This window comes from Vibrio sp. V15_P4S5T153, from assembly GCF_963874485.1.
GTDB classification, from domain to species: domain Bacteria; phylum Pseudomonadota; class Gammaproteobacteria; order Enterobacterales; family Vibrionaceae; genus Vibrio; species Vibrio anguillarum.
Window position 1 is genome coordinate 333,968 of the sequence record NZ_CAWNHR010000011.1, and the last position, 13,722, is coordinate 347,689.

General features: G+C 44.9%; 16 protein-coding genes. 9 read left to right on the top strand and 7 right to left on the bottom strand.

The window, feature by feature from the left end; genetic code table 11:
- Positions 1-77: 77 nt before the first annotated feature.
- Complete coding sequence (locus AACT42_RS03340) at positions 78-626, top strand: NAD(P)H nitroreductase (RefSeq protein WP_013857243.1); 549 nt, start codon at positions 78-80, stop codon at positions 624-626.
- Positions 627-687: 61 nt separating this feature from the next.
- Here AACT42_RS03340 and AACT42_RS03345 read toward each other — a convergent pair whose 3' ends face one another.
- Positions 688-1,563: a LysR family transcriptional regulator gene (locus AACT42_RS03345; RefSeq protein ID WP_026027659.1), complete on the bottom strand. Its 876-nt coding sequence runs from the start codon at positions 1,561-1,563 to the stop codon at positions 688-690.
- A gap of 256 nt (positions 1,564-1,819) precedes the next feature.
- Between AACT42_RS03345 and AACT42_RS03350 the strand changes: the two genes are divergently transcribed.
- From AACT42_RS03350 to recR, 6 genes are all read left to right on the top strand, one after another.
- On the top strand, positions 1,820-2,938 hold the full coding sequence (locus AACT42_RS03350; RefSeq protein ID WP_094134220.1) for a response regulator: 1,119 nt from the start codon (positions 1,820-1,822) through the stop codon (positions 2,936-2,938).
- A 331-nt stretch (positions 2,939-3,269) separates the two neighbouring features.
- Positions 3,270-3,635 (top strand): YbaN family protein, encoded by a 366-nt coding sequence (locus AACT42_RS03355; RefSeq protein WP_017047807.1) that lies wholly within the window; start codon positions 3,270-3,272, stop codon positions 3,633-3,635.
- Between the two features lie 157 nt (positions 3,636-3,792).
- Complete coding sequence (apt, locus tag AACT42_RS03360; RefSeq protein ID WP_013857239.1) at positions 3,793-4,338, top strand: adenine phosphoribosyltransferase; 546 nt, start codon at positions 3,793-3,795, stop codon at positions 4,336-4,338.
- 21 nt (positions 4,339-4,359) lie between these two features.
- Positions 4,360-6,504: a DNA polymerase III subunit gamma/tau gene (gene dnaX / locus AACT42_RS03365; RefSeq protein WP_088732136.1), complete on the top strand. Its 2,145-nt coding sequence runs from the start codon at positions 4,360-4,362 to the stop codon at positions 6,502-6,504.
- Positions 6,505-6,586: 82 nt separating this feature from the next.
- Positions 6,587-6,916, top strand: a complete 330-nt coding sequence (locus tag AACT42_RS03370; protein WP_013857237.1) for a YbaB/EbfC family nucleoid-associated protein — start codon at positions 6,587-6,589, stop codon at positions 6,914-6,916.
- 35 nt (positions 6,917-6,951) lie between these two features.
- The gene (recR, locus tag AACT42_RS03375) at positions 6,952-7,551 is read left to right on the top strand and encodes a recombination mediator RecR (protein ID WP_013857236.1); all 600 of its coding nucleotides are present in this window, start codon (positions 6,952-6,954) and stop codon (positions 7,549-7,551) included.
- A gap of 77 nt (positions 7,552-7,628) precedes the next feature.
- Here recR and AACT42_RS03380 read toward each other — a convergent pair whose 3' ends face one another.
- Positions 7,629-7,877 carry a YkgJ family cysteine cluster protein gene (locus tag AACT42_RS03380; protein ID WP_013857235.1) on the bottom strand — a complete coding sequence of 83 codons (249 nt, stop codon included), beginning with the start codon at positions 7,875-7,877 and terminating at the stop codon, positions 7,629-7,631.
- 158 nt (positions 7,878-8,035) lie between these two features.
- Here AACT42_RS03380 and AACT42_RS03385 point away from each other — a divergent pair, with 158 nt between their 5' ends.
- Positions 8,036-8,476, top strand: a complete 441-nt coding sequence (locus AACT42_RS03385) for a YcgN family cysteine cluster protein (protein WP_010317229.1) — start codon at positions 8,036-8,038, stop codon at positions 8,474-8,476.
- A 22-nt stretch (positions 8,477-8,498) separates the two neighbouring features.
- Here AACT42_RS03385 and AACT42_RS03390 read toward each other — a convergent pair whose 3' ends face one another.
- The 5 genes from AACT42_RS03390 to gap form a co-directional block, all read right to left on the bottom strand.
- Positions 8,499-8,849: a hypothetical protein gene (locus AACT42_RS03390; protein WP_017044563.1), complete on the bottom strand. Its 351-nt coding sequence runs from the start codon at positions 8,847-8,849 to the stop codon at positions 8,499-8,501.
- Positions 8,850-8,999: 150 nt separating this feature from the next.
- A complete protein-coding gene (locus tag AACT42_RS03395; protein ID WP_217898232.1) occupies positions 9,000-9,923 on the bottom strand; it encodes a ChaN family lipoprotein in 924 nt (307 codons plus the stop codon).
- Positions 9,924-9,993: 70 nt separating this feature from the next.
- Positions 9,994-10,815 carry a 23S rRNA (guanine(745)-N(1))-methyltransferase gene (rlmA, locus tag AACT42_RS03400; RefSeq protein WP_017050211.1) on the bottom strand — a complete coding sequence of 274 codons (822 nt, stop codon included), beginning with the start codon at positions 10,813-10,815 and terminating at the stop codon, positions 9,994-9,996.
- Positions 10,816-10,934: 119 nt separating this feature from the next.
- Positions 10,935-11,819, bottom strand: coding sequence for a D-hexose-6-phosphate mutarotase (locus tag AACT42_RS03405; RefSeq protein ID WP_094134218.1), 885 nt, complete (start codon positions 11,817-11,819; stop codon positions 10,935-10,937).
- 155 nt (positions 11,820-11,974) lie between these two features.
- Positions 11,975-12,970 carry a type I glyceraldehyde-3-phosphate dehydrogenase gene (gap, locus tag AACT42_RS03410; protein WP_010317219.1) on the bottom strand — a complete coding sequence of 332 codons (996 nt, stop codon included), beginning with the start codon at positions 12,968-12,970 and terminating at the stop codon, positions 11,975-11,977.
- Between the two features lie 337 nt (positions 12,971-13,307).
- Here gap and msrB point away from each other — a divergent pair, with 337 nt between their 5' ends.
- Positions 13,308-13,712, top strand: coding sequence for a peptide-methionine (R)-S-oxide reductase MsrB (msrB, locus tag AACT42_RS03415; RefSeq protein ID WP_013857228.1), 405 nt, complete (start codon positions 13,308-13,310; stop codon positions 13,710-13,712).
- Positions 13,713-13,722: the final 10 nt, after the last annotated feature.

A 13,722-nucleotide genomic window follows, 5' to 3' on the forward strand; every position in this document is an offset into this window, starting at 1 on the left:
CCAATGAGGTCATCTCTTTATGCGAGTTATTCTCAGTTTGGTATAAGATTATGGAAAATCATCAATAAGGAATCGAAATGGATGCACTAGAGTTGCTGCTTAACCGTCGTTCAATCGCCAATCTCACATCGCCAGCACCTGAAGGCCTGGTCTTGGAAAATATTATTAGAGCAGGCTTGCGAGCGCCCGATCATGGCGGTTTAACCCCTTGGCGTTTCGTGATTGCTCAGGGAGCGGGTTTGCAAAAGTTGTCGGGTATTTTGGCGTCTGCTGTGCGAGCGGATAACGGCAGTGATGCAGAGATAGAAAAAGCGAAAAATGCACCGTTTCGAGCACCCATGGTAATCACAGTGATCGCGAAAGTAACGGAGCATGAAAAGGTGCCAGCGATTGAACAGCATCTCTCTGCGGGATGCGCAGTACAAGCGATGCAAATGGCTGCGGTAGCCCAAGGTTTTCAAGGTTTCTGGCGTTCGGGAAGCTGGATGTTCCACTCTCACGTTCGGCAAGCATTAGGTGCTAAGGGCGATGATCAAATCGTTGGTTTCTTATACCTAGGAACCGCAGGGTGCACGCCAATGAAAGTGCCTGAACGTGATTTGAGTAAATTTATTGAGTTTCTATAGCGAGTTTATTGACTATCTGCCGCTGCGATAACTCATGGCCCAGCAATGCTGGGCCTAAAATCTAGTGGATGTGATAGGCAATCACAAAATCAATAAATAGCCTGACTTTTTCAGGTAGATGATCCTTGTGGTTATACAGCATATAAATATCACGAGGGTTGGAAACCCAGTCTTCCAGTACTCTGACTAAGCTGCCTTCTTCGATAAATTCTTTAATCATCACGTCTGGCATTAAGGTGATACCCAGCCCCTCAGAGCAAGCGCTGCGCACTACGTTTAAAGCGTTGGCCTGAAAACGACCAGTATCACAATTGACCACGCATTCCCCTTTATTGTTGGTCAACTGCCATTTTACTAGAGGATATCCCTTCAATAATGAATGATTACTGAGCTCTTCGGCATGAGTTGGTGCAGGGTGTTTCGCTAAATACCCTGGGCTTGCGACTAACACATCTTTCACTTCATTAATTTTTCGCGCAATCAAACTGGAGTCTCGTTGAGGGCCAACTCTAAAAATGACATCCCATTCGGTTGGGTCGAGTTGATCGGCCTGATTGCTGGTGGTCAGTTCTATGTTGATATCTGGGTACTGCATCATGAAGGCATTGAAGATAGGCATCATCATGCGTTTCGTGACATTAGATGGTGACGATATTCTTAGTTTGCCTGAAGCGCCACGACATTCATCGGTGAGCTCTTCTGCTGTTGCAGCTAAGCGATGCAGCAACGGTGAGCACTCTTGAAAAAAACGTTCACCCGCTTCAGTCAGCGAAAGTTTTCGAGCATGGCGATTCAACAACCTAAGATTCAGAGAATCTTCCAATGCTTGAATGCGTCGGGTAATGGTCGCAACGGGGATCATTGTTTTACGAGAAGTTGCGGTATAGCTTCCATTTTCGACAACCAGTCGAAAGAGGTTTAGGTCATCTAATTTCATTGTTCCTGACACATTATTTTTCGAATTTGAGTAATTTATACGTATATCATTTGTCAAATCTTGAGTCATATCAACTTGTTTGACGAAAGTAACATTCCGTACAATCCATACATAGCCCATATATATAGTATGCAACCGAGTTACAAAGTGGAACATTTGTATAAATCTTATTTTGCGACTACTTTATAAAGTAACCTATCAATTTATCCTATAACAATAAAATGACTGCTTTTTAAAAGCATTGTGAGGCAGGATTATGTATAAATCTCACATTCAGGCTAGTGAGTTCTTGGCGAAAAAACCTTCAGATAATCAGCATGTCGAGCAAAAACTGATCATGCTCGTTGATGATGACCCAATTTTTAGGCGAATAACCAGTGGTTATTTGTCGGCTCAAGGCTATAAAGTGCTTGAAGCTGAAAATGGCTTAGAGGGGTTGCGCAAGTTAAAAGATGCGGAGCCTGACCTTGTTGTGTGTGACTTAGCAATGCCAGTACTGAACGGCATTGAGTTTGTTGAAGAGGTGAGCCTTGAGTATCCCTCGCTGCCACTGATTGTGGTCTCTGCAACTGATGAAATGGCTGATGTTGCAAAAGTGCTGCGATTTGGTGTTAAGGATTTTCTTCCTAAACCGATTGGTAACCACCAGTATTTAAGCAGTGCAATAGAAAGTACGCTCGAAGATACGTTTAGCCGTTTATCTGATCAGCGTGATTTTTCGACGCAATGGTTCCGGGTCGATGATGGTGGTGATATTCCAGAAGAACAAGAGTTGCATTGGCATCTGGAGTATTTACGAGAAAACCCCAGTACCGCGAAAGATTTGCTGCACGCGTTATTACCAGAAAAGGATACTTCACAAGGCAGTTGGAAGTGTAGTTACCGTCTTTTACAATCGGCGGATGTGATGCCGCTGGTATTTGACTATGCATGGTTGATGAACGGGCAGTTTGCCTTTTACTTGGTCGATTCAGATGCCCATTATGAAAATAGTGTGGCTTCAACATTGCTCGTTCGTGCTCTGTTTCACGATTATCTTCGCAACTTAAAAAGCTTCAGTGCCGATCTGAAAGACCTTGCCGACATACTGGAAAAAGGTATTGAATGCTCAGAGTGTGCTAATCCAATCAACGCGGTATTCGGTATTGCGGATTTAAGCGAAGGTACACTCTCTATCCTGCCGGCTGGGCTCGACAGTCAATGGTCAAATGGCTACTTAACTCAACATATTGCCGCGGGTGTTAGCCTTGGGCTGAACTGTTTAAAAAACTTTATCACTAAAGATTTACCGATCAACTCAACTTGTCAGCTATCAACTAATCGCTTAGGTTCGAGTAGCTTCAAACTCAATATTTACCAAGGTGGTAGCAGTTAATAACCTTATCTTTAGTCGGTGTTTGCGGTGATTTGTTTGAGGTATAGTTCGCGTCTAGAACAACAATCACCCAATTCGTTTACGTTACATTAACTTTGTTTATGGTGCCAAAACGAACGGAGTCATCCAACACTAGAGAAGTTATGATGGAAGAGCAGAATTTTAAAGAACCTTACAACATTTTTTATTTTTTAGGCTTTATTGCCGTACTTTCGATCCCTACATTGCCAGCAATACTGACTTGGATCCGTGTGTTTAATGGTTATTCAACTTTCTGAGTTGGATAGTACGTTGGGAGTTCACCATCAATATTCGTCATTTTCTTCTTACGGTGGCTGGTGGGCTCTGCCTTCTGTTAGGCGTGATAGGCATATTCTTACCGCTACTCCCCACAACACCTTTCATACTCCTTGCTAGCGCTTGCTTCTTACGAAGTAGCCCTCGTTTTCATGCTTGGTTGCATCAACATCAGACGCTAGGCCCAATATTGGATAATTGGCAGCAACATGGCGCTGTTTCGCGGCAAGTGAAACAACGGGGATGTTTGTGGATTGTTCTAAGCTTTATTTTTTCCATCTGGGTTGTCCCGCACTTTTGGCTCAAAATTATGTTGTTTACTATGCTTGTGGTCCTGATCACTTGGTTTATTCGACTTCCCACTCATGAGCAGGTTGCTAACCAACAAGAAAATCACTAGCATTATGGGGAAGTGTGCCCATTCTTCGAATGGGCGTTTGTTTTTTCAGCGGCTAAGATATTGTGGCTTATCTATGTTGCTGAGAGCTCACGCTCTATCATTCTGATACGTAAATGTATCGTGAGAAATGAAGAGCCAATCTAAGTAAATGTAAGTTATGACAACCGAAACTATCTCTTTGATCAAATCGAGCATTCAAAGCATCCCTAACTACCCAAAACCTGGCATTTTGTTTCGTGATGTAACTAGCCTGCTAGAGGATGCAAAAGCCTATCAAGCAACCATTGCTTTATTAGTCGAAAAATATAAAGACATGGGCTTTACCAAAGTTGTGGGTACAGAAGCGCGTGGTTTCCTATTTGGCGCGCCATTGGCTTTAGAGCTTGGTTTGGGGTTTGTACCTGTACGTAAGCCGGGTAAGTTACCACGCGAAACGTTAGCTCAATCTTACGAATTGGAATACGGTACTGACACATTAGAAATTCACGTTGATGCGATCAAACAAGGTGATAAAGTGCTGGTGGTGGATGATCTACTGGCAACGGGTGGTACGATTGAAGCGACGACTAAATTGATCCGCCAGCTTGGTGGTGAAGTTGAGCACGCAGCTTTTGTCATCAACCTGCCTGAAATTGGCGGAGACAAACGTTTACAAGGTTTGGGCCTGAACGTTTATAGTATTTGTGAATTTGAAGGTCACTAAGCTAATCAACTGGACGTACTCATGAGTTATCTTGCCTTAGCGCGAAAATGGCGACCAACAAAATTTAATGAGGTGGTGGGACAAGCACATGTCTTAACTGCACTAGAAAATGCGTTGGCCCAAAATAGATTGCACCATGCGTATTTATTCAGCGGTACACGTGGTGTCGGCAAGACGACGATTGGTCGCTTGTTTGCCAAGGGGTTAAACTGTGAAACCGGTATTACGGCCACACCTTGTGGCCAATGTGATACTTGCCGAGAGATTGACCAAGGCCGTTTTGTTGATCTTTTAGAAATAGATGCAGCATCACGAACCAAAGTCGAAGATACGCGCGAATTACTTGATAACGTGCAGTACAAGCCTGCTCGCGGTCGCTTCAAGGTGTACTTAATCGATGAAGTTCACATGCTGTCGCGCCACAGTTTTAACGCTTTGCTTAAAACGTTGGAAGAGCCGCCTGAGTATGTGAAATTCTTGCTCGCTACGACCGATCCGCAAAAGCTGCCGGTTACGATTTTATCGCGCTGCTTACAGTTTCATCTTAAGCCGATCAGTGTTGAAAATATCCACGATCAGCTTGAGCATGTTTTAGCGGCAGAGCAGATCCCTTGTGAAGCGAGAGCATTAAGAATGATCGCTCATGCTGCCGATGGCAGTATGCGTGATGCACTTAGCTTAACTGATCAAGCGATTGCACTAGGTAATAACCAGGTGATGGCCGATGTAGTCGCCCCAATGCTTGGCACGCTAGACACAGATCAAGCACTCCATTTACTGCAAGCCATTAGCAGTAAACAGCCTCAAACGGCGATGGATAGCGTTGCACATTTAGCACAAAATGGTGTGGATTGGGATGGATTACTACAACAACTCGCGGCGCAGTTACACCGTATTGCGATGTATCAAGCGTTGCCAGCAACACTGGACAAAACCCAACCTGACTCAGAGAAAGTGCAACTGCTTAGCAAAGCACTGAGCCCACAAGATGTGCAGCTCTATTATCAAATTGCTTTAAAAGGGCGTGAAGATTTAGCACTCTCGCCAACCGCTCGAACGGGGCTGGAAATGATTGTGCTACGTATGATGGCGTTTCGTCCTGCTTCTGTATCGTTGGTGAATACGTTCAGTACTGAAGTGAGTTCAGATGTCGCAGTGCCAAGCCACGGCACTCCTTCACTACAACCCGCATCAGCGGCAACGCCTCTAACTGAATCTAAGCAAACGTCGGTGGCTCCCGCATCGGACAGTCAGGTTAATGAGCCACAAAGGCATGAGGATACTCAGCCTGATTATGGCATCGTTCAAGATTACGATAACCGCTATGCGGATATGAATGATGACATGTCCAGTGCAATGGAATATGCCCCAGAATCGTATGAGCCTGCACCAGTTCCTCAACCACCGGCACCTTCTTCAGCTCCACGTCCCTCACCGATTGCAGGGCTGCGACACCAGTTGCGTTCACAGCGCCAAGGGGTTGCTCAGCCAGCAAAAGGAGTGAATGAAACAAAGAGCAACGGGACAAAAAAGCCTAATGCGGCATCGACTAAATCTGAATCTGTGCTTGAGCGTGTTGCCTCGCATGGAAAATCAGCTCGAGTGTCGCCTTTGTCCACATCCATTCCTGAAGCTACCCCAACCTTGGACAACGAGCCTTATCAGTGGCGTCCAACGCTGCAACCTGTGGTGGTTGAACAACAAAAAACAGAGCTGACACCGACACAAATTAAGCAAGCGCTAGAACATATTAAAACGCCAGAGATGGCAGAAAAGTTACTTGCAGAATCGATAGAACAAGATGAGTGGGCAGCTCTGATCCACCAGCTCGATATTGCCAAGTTAGTGGAACAATTAGCACTTAATTCTGTCTACCACAAATCGGGCTCATCAATCGAGCTAGTGCTGCGGCCAAGTCAGGCCCATCTTAATACCGATAAAGCACAAAGCGAGTTGTTAGAAGCGCTCAATGAGACATTAGCTGAAGAGTGCCACCTTAGCGTGACAATTGGTGAGCAAGGTGAGACTCCATTGGAGCTTAGAGAGCGTCTTTACCAACTCAAATTAGAGCAAGCATTGAACAGCTTGGAGGCCGACCCTCACGTAATGTTCTTCAAGCGACGTTTTGATGCGGAACTTGATCGCGACAGTGTGCGGCCGATTTAATCAATTAAGCGAGTGTGGGGTTGAATCTATATGTTATGACCCCACCTTATGTGAAACACTCAATTCAACCAGAGAGATAAACATGTTTGGTAAAGGCGGTATGGGCAACCTAATGAAGCAAGCCCAACAAATGCAAGAGCGCATGCAAAAGCTACAAGAAGAAATTGCGAATATGGAAGTGGTTGGTGAGTCTGGTGCTGGTCTGGTAAAAGTGACCATTACTGGTAGCCACAGCGTACGCCGTGTAGAGATTGATGAAAGCTTAATGGAAGACGACAAAGAGATGCTAGAAGATCTGATTGCCGCCGCTTTCAATGATGCTGCGCGCCGCGTGGAAGAGACTCAAAAAGAAAAAATGGCTTCTGTCACTGGCGGTATGCAATTACCACCAGGTATGAAGATGCCGTTTTAACGAACGACCTTTTTAACAAACAGAATAGGTTACTAATGCGTACCAGTCATATGCTGGAGCATTTGATGGAGGCCTTACGTTGTCTGCCTGGGGTGGGTCCCAAGTCAGCACAGCGTATGGCCTTTCATTTGTTACAGCGCGATAGAAAAGGCGGCTTACAGCTCGCCGATGCTTTAAGCCAAGCCATGACAGAAATTGGACATTGCAGTGAATGTCGAACTTTCACTGAAGAAGAAACTTGTCATATTTGTAGCAACCCTAAGCGGCAGGATAATGGCCAACTCTGTGTAGTCGAAAGCCCTGCTGATATTGCGGCCATTGAAGCTACAGGCCAATATTCTGGACGTTATTTTGTTCTGATGGGGCACTTATCACCTTTAGATGGTATTGGCCCGAGTGATATTGGTTTAGATACGCTGGATTACCGTTTGCAACGTGGTGGCATTGCTGAAGTCATTCTTGCTACTAACCCAACCGTTGAAGGGGAAGCGACCGCGCACTACATTGCGGAATTATGTCGCGCCCATCAAGTCTCTGCGAGTCGTATTGCTCATGGTGTGCCTGTTGGCGGTGAGCTTGAGCTTGTTGATGGTACGACGCTATCACACTCTTTGCTTGGCAGACAAAAGCTGTAGCACCTTTCGAATCATTGCCCTAGCTGCTGGGGCAATTTTGAGTGGCGCCATTAATTAAGGTAAACAAAGCAGTGCCATCAAGTGATTTTTTCGAGTTCGGTAATGTTGCTCAAAGCTTCTTGGTTCGTGTTGCCACAGACCATCGGGCAAGGCTTAAATTCGTGGCATACTTTTGGACGTTCAGGCTTACCAAATAACTTGCACAAATTAGCGTCATTAAGTTGAATGCAACGTACACCTGCTGGCTTTCCTTGCTCCATACCCGGGATGGAGGAAGAAATACTAGGGGCGATACAACACGCACCACAACCAAGTCTGCATTCCATAATTGAGTACCAGTAAAAAGAAAAGGGTGACGATCCTAGCAGATGTGACCGAAGTGTACAGCAATAGCTTCCTAAATTAACAAGCCGTTTTTATCCTTGAACTTTGGTTGGTGTGGAGGTATAACACGCACCCCATTCGTTAAGTAAGATAGAGACTCATGAGCACACCATTCTGGCAAAATAAGAAATTAGAACAAATGACGGAATCGGAGTGGGAGTCGCTTTGTGATGGATGCGGTAAGTGCTGCTTACACAAGTTAATGGATGAAGATAGTGATGAGGTCTATTACACCAATGTTGCTTGCAGTTGGTTAAACAGCGATACCTGCTCATGCAAGGATTATCCAAACCGTTTCAATTCTGGTGAGGAGTGCTTAAAACTGACGCGTGATAAAATTGATGAATTTAACTGGTTGCCGGATACGTGCGCCTATCGTGTACTGTCAGAAGGCAAAACATTGCCGCAATGGCATCCTTTGATTACTGGTTCCAAAGAGGCGATGCACGCCGCGCAAGAAAGTGTTCGCAACAAAGTCGTTTATGAGATTGATGTTATCGACTGGGAGGATCACATCATCAACCATCCAAACCGCAATTAATATCCAATAGAAATCTAAAAGACTAGAGAAGCAGTAACAAACCTCCTACTGTTGCCGCGGCGGAAAAATATTTCCCTGCGGAATAGGAGCTATCATCTTCTTCTGGTTTTTTATCTGGATGATCTAATCCCAAAGCACCATGAGCAAATGATTCCACTTTGCCAGTCACGGTTTTCTCTTTGTTTTCTAACTTACTCTCTTTGTCGAGTTGTTGCAGCGCTGCGAGCAAGGCTTTGCCTTCATCAGACAAAGTGACGGTATTCTGCTCCACTTTGAGCGGGGCAGAGGGGGGGGATGCCGCTGTAGAATTTGCTTGAGCCTTAACTTGCTGGAGTGAATGCAGTTGCGCTGAGCTTGTCCCTACCGGTGTCATACTTCTCTCCTATAAATGCCATCAGTTAATGTATCGACAGATTTATGAAAAACTTGTGCAAAAAATTCGCAATTTGTATGAAGTATGTACAAGCAAAAAACGCGCCTACTTTATATGAAAAGAATAAGCAGGCCCGTTATTCGCCGCTAATTAGTCGCAAGTGAGATCTGTGTTGCGATTCTTTATCTGTTGATAGGCTTGCATGCGATGCTCTGCTTGAACATAGGCGGTAGGAATTGGCAGTACAGTGAGTTGGAAATCCGGATATGATGCCTGGGTATCCTCTACGGGCGTGATGATGGCAATCTTTAAATCAGGATTTCGGCGAAGGATAGAATGCGCCGTGCCTAAACCCTGCTCGGTGTGGAACTTTCCTGCGATGTGCATCACCTGAGCTGTCGGGTGGTTTTGTAAATAATCCACCATGCTTTCTGCCATCGTTTCATCCCAAGCGACCTGGGCTGCGTACTGTTTTTCAGTTTGCTCTTTTGAACCGTGGTGCATTGATGCCATGAATTTCGCTTTGTATGGAGAGGCTGAGGTGTCAATTTGGTGTGCAACCTGAGCCCGCTCTACTGGCGTTAATTTATCAAGGTATTTGATCCCTACTTTGCCGATACAACGTACGAAAGGCTTAGGCGCATTAGCGGCAATGACATCCAACTGCTGTGATTTTGCAAATTCAACCAGTGGGCGGTAGTCACTTTGGTAGTTTGGCCACGCTCTGGTCTGAGAAATAAGGTATTGTTCGCCGATTTCTCCTGCTAGATAGCGGTTCAGTATCTCTTGTTCATCGCGTGAAAATTGTTCCATAGACAAGGCTACATGGGTGTTTTCTCGGCTGAGTTGTGCCAATAGCTCGGTTTGGAAGCGATGAATGGCTGGGTGTGTATGCCACTCACCGACTAAAATGATATCGGCATTTTTTATCTCATTCGGCAGCGAATTGAGATTCAATGGTTTGCCGCTAGGGGTAGATAATTGGTAGTCATAAAAGTGAGCAATGGGCTTCGGCTGGTGCGAAGCACAGCCAAAAAGTGGTAATAGTAGAGCCAGAGAAGTAACTAAGCGCATGAGTGTCTCCATTTTGAATTTGGCATAATAATGGAGACACTGTGGATTTGCAATATAATGAGAATTATTATCAACTAACTTTGCGGTAAACGCTGATCATAAAATCGGCCTCACAATTAAATTGCTCAGCTTGCTTTAATTGCGCTCTTAGCTCATCACTGGCCCGCCATGCAAACGGCGTCATCTGTAATAAATCAAAAGCATCGTTACCGCTTAATGCCATGGTGTAGTGCAGTTTTTGTTGCTCTACTAATGTAAACCCAGCTATCTCTTCTGCGGTTTCATCATGCAGTTGAACATTAGGATAGATCCCTTCTTTTAACTGATAGAGGTGCCTTGCCGCGGGTGTAACGGTAATCACCACTCCTTGGTTTTGAATGCAGCGGTAAAGCTCTTGCGCTTTACAGGGCGCATAAATTCGTAATATACCGGCTAGGGAAGCATCGTCAAAGGGCAAGCGGTGGCTGGAGGCAACGACAAAGTTGACCATAGGGTAGCGCTTTGCTGCATAACGGACGGCGATTTTAGAGATATCTAACCCATAGGTGACCGATTGTATCGAGTGTTGTGCAAGCGTTTGAGCGACAAATTGGGTGTAGTAACCTTCGCCGCAGCCGATGTCTAAAAACTGATAAGAAGAATCTTGCAGATACTTACTGCACAACTGAGCGACCGTCTGACGCATCAGATCGTAATGTCCACCTTCAAGAAAACGGCGACGAGCTTGCATCATCTCTTTATTATCACCCGGATCTTTTGAGCGTTTATGATGTGCAGGCATCAAATTGACGTAGCCCTCTTTGGCTATATCAAATTGATGATTATTTTCACATTTCAATATTTGCTGCTGTTGCAACAGAGGTTGCTGGCAAAGGGGGCACAGATACGCCATGAAAATCTCGCTTGAAAAACAAAGGCGCCAGTTTAGCGTCTGCGGCTAGAAATAAAAAGGACAGCGTGATTTCACTGCCCTCAGCATGAGTATGATGACGGAAAATTCGCCAAAAAAGCTTAGTTGGAAAAAACCGTCGTGACGAGCTGATGGCTTTCACCTGGTTGCAAGGTTTTTCCTGCGGACAAGCAAGGGGCATGCAGTGTAGATTCAACACACAGCATCGTTTGATAACCATCGTCAGGCATATCTGCCATTGATTGAGCGCCGTGAGCCCATGGGTTCCACAAGACGGCAGAGTTGTGTCCAGTGTTTTCAACCACTAACGTACGATTCAAAACAGGATCTTGGACCTGAATTTGTGCTTCAGGCGCGGTATAGACGCGATCAATCGTATCGGTGAGGACCAGTGTTGAACCACCTTGACACATTTTTGCATCTTGTAAGCTGTCTATATATTCAACGCCCATACCTGTAGTAGTGGTCTGGGTAATATTACCAACCTTGAGGTAGCTGTGCAGCGCTGCAGAAAACGTCCATGCTTTCTCATCCGTATTGGTCGTTTCTAAAGTGACTTTTAACTTGTCACCGATTTCAACATAAAGACGGGTTTGGAATTGAAATGGCCAAATAGTCAGTGTTTGGGGCGAATGGTCGAGCCCTAGCACGATAATGACGCCCTGCTCGTTTTCTCTATGTTCAATCAATGCCCATTCACTGGTGCGTGCGAAACCATGGGCTGGTGCAGCAATACGGCCAAACCATGGCCAACAAACAGGGATCCCGCCTCTTAGAGCGGCTTTACCGTCAAAAATGGCCGTGTCACTCATCCAAATGAGCTCATCTTGTCCTTTAGGAGTGAATGAGATGACATGGCCGCCATGCAGTGTAATTCCGGCGGTTGCTTTGTCATGAATAACGCGAACAATTTTAACGCCCTCTTTCTCAACGATAGTGACGTTGTCAGAAAGATAAGTCAGGGTAGGGAGAGATTGCAGATCCATAAATTCGATACCTCATGCCATTCCTACCGGATAAATAAGTGAGGAACGGCTCGGATTGTCTAACGCAGCCCCACAAATGAAAGGGACAGATACTAAAAAGGCGACACAATGGCCGCCTTTTTGTTCTCAACGAATTTCTTCGCTAAACACTACGATTATTTAGAAACGTGAGCGATTAGGTCTAGAACTTTGTTTGAGTAACCGATTTCGTTGTCGTACCAAGATACAACTTTAACGAATTTGTCAGTTAGTGCGATACCAGCTTTAGCATCGAATACAGATGTGTTGATTTCGCCGATGAAGTCTTGAGAAACAACTGCATCTTCAGTGTAGCCTAGAACGCCAGCGAATTCGTTTTCAGAAGCGCGCTTCATTTCAGCACAGATTTCTGCGTAAGATGCTGGGTTTTGTAAGTTAACAGTTAGGTCAACTACAGAAACGTTCGCTGTAGGTACGCGGAAAGCCATACCAGTCAGTTTGCCGTTTAGTTCTGGGATTACAACGCCAACCGCTTTAGCTGCGCCAGTTGAAGATGGGATGATGTTTTGAGAAGCACCACGACCACCACGCCAGTCTTTCGCAGAAGGACCATCTACAGTTTTTTGAGTCGCTGTAGTTGCGTGAACAGTAGTCATAAGACCAGACTCGATGCCCCACTTGTCGTTAAGAACTTTAGCGATAGGTGCTAGGCAGTTTGTAGTACAAGAAGCGTTAGAAACGATGTCTTGACCAGCGTAAGAAGCGTGGTTAACACCCATTACGAACATTGGAGTCGCGTCTTTTGAAGGACCAGTTAGAACAACTTTTTTCGCGCCAGCAGTGATGTGCTTACGAGCGGTTGCATCGTCTAGGAATAGACCTGTTGCTTCAGCAACCACGTCAACACCGATTGCATCCCATTTTAGATCTTCTGGGTTACGCTCAGCTGTTACACGTACAGTTTTGCCGTTTACAACTAGGTTGCCAGCTTCAACTTCAACAGTACCGTTGAAACGGCCATGAGTTGAGTCATACTTTAACATGTATGCCATATAATCTACGTCGATAAGGTCGTTAATACCTACAACTTCGATGTCGTTGCGCTCTTGCGCTGCACGGAATACGAAACGACCGATACGGCCAAAACCGTTAATACCTACTTTGATAGTCATTATAGTTGCTCCACAACTTAATTTCTGATTAAAGATAACTGGTAGTAAAATTACAGAATCCAGTAAATGTCTGCAACAGATAATCGGACTTAACTTGTTTAAAGTCAAAAAAAAGCGTCGCTTTTTTTCACAATTAATCGTAAGTGATTAAATTTTAAACTTTATACCGCTTCTGTTTACTTTCAGTTGGCGTAAAATACTTTAGCCTTCTAAGGCAGTTAGAAATTACATACCTACCATTTCATGGTGAGAAAGTATGTGCTACAAAGAGTGGAGTATGCAAGTTTTTGGCATAAAAAGTACCAGCGCAACATTGAGAAGAAGGGAAGTTTTGTAAGTGAAATCGAAGATTGAGAATAATGTTAAACCTGATGAATACTGGCGTGAAAGACTAACGGATGATGAGTTTTATGTTTGCCGTCAACGCGGTACAGAAGCCCCGTTTAGTGGCAAGTTATTACATAATCGTGACACAGGTGTGTACGCGTGTACCTGTTGCAGCAGCCCGTTATTTGTCTCCAACAATAAGTATGATTCGGGGTGTGGTTGGCCAAGTTTTGATGCACCGATCAATGATACTGCAATCCGCTATCTTGAAGATTTAACGCATGGAATGATTCGAACTGAGATCCGTTGTGCGGTGTGTGATAGCCATCTAGGGCATGTTTTTCCTGATGGACCTCAAACAACAGGTGAACGATTTTGTGTCAATTCAGTGTCGTTAATTTTCAACAAAAAGTGAAAAAGCGGTG

Bases quoted from the DNA above. Each gene is read 5' to 3' on its own strand.
- AACT42_RS03340 (WP_013857243.1), top strand. From the start codon at position 78: ATGGATGCACTAGAGTTGCTGCTTAACCGTCGTTCAATCGCCAATCTC.
- AACT42_RS03345 (WP_026027659.1), bottom strand. From the start codon at position 1,563: ATGAAATTAGATGACCTAAACCTCTTTCGACTGGTTGTCGAAAATGGA.
- AACT42_RS03350 (WP_094134220.1), top strand. From the start codon at position 1,820: ATGTATAAATCTCACATTCAGGCTAGTGAGTTCTTGGCGAAAAAACCT.
- apt (WP_013857239.1), top strand. From the start codon at position 3,793: ATGACAACCGAAACTATCTCTTTGATCAAATCGAGCATTCAAAGCATC.
- dnaX (WP_088732136.1), top strand. From the start codon at position 4,360: ATGAGTTATCTTGCCTTAGCGCGAAAATGGCGACCAACAAAATTTAAT.
- AACT42_RS03370 (WP_013857237.1), top strand. From the start codon at position 6,587: ATGTTTGGTAAAGGCGGTATGGGCAACCTAATGAAGCAAGCCCAACAA.
- recR (WP_013857236.1), top strand. From the start codon at position 6,952: ATGCGTACCAGTCATATGCTGGAGCATTTGATGGAGGCCTTACGTTGT.
- AACT42_RS03380 (WP_013857235.1), bottom strand. From the start codon at position 7,877: ATGGAATGCAGACTTGGTTGTGGTGCGTGTTGTATCGCCCCTAGTATT.
- AACT42_RS03385 (WP_010317229.1), top strand. From the start codon at position 8,036: ATGAGCACACCATTCTGGCAAAATAAGAAATTAGAACAAATGACGGAA.
- AACT42_RS03390 (WP_017044563.1), bottom strand. From the start codon at position 8,849: ATGACACCGGTAGGGACAAGCTCAGCGCAACTGCATTCACTCCAGCAA.
- AACT42_RS03395 (WP_217898232.1), bottom strand. From the start codon at position 9,923: ATGCGCTTAGTTACTTCTCTGGCTCTACTATTACCACTTTTTGGCTGT.
- rlmA (WP_017050211.1), bottom strand. From the start codon at position 10,815: ATGGCGTATCTGTGCCCCCTTTGCCAGCAACCTCTGTTGCAACAGCAG.
- AACT42_RS03405 (WP_094134218.1), bottom strand. From the start codon at position 11,819: ATGGATCTGCAATCTCTCCCTACCCTGACTTATCTTTCTGACAACGTC.
- gap (WP_010317219.1), bottom strand. From the start codon at position 12,970: ATGACTATCAAAGTAGGTATTAACGGTTTTGGCCGTATCGGTCGTTTC.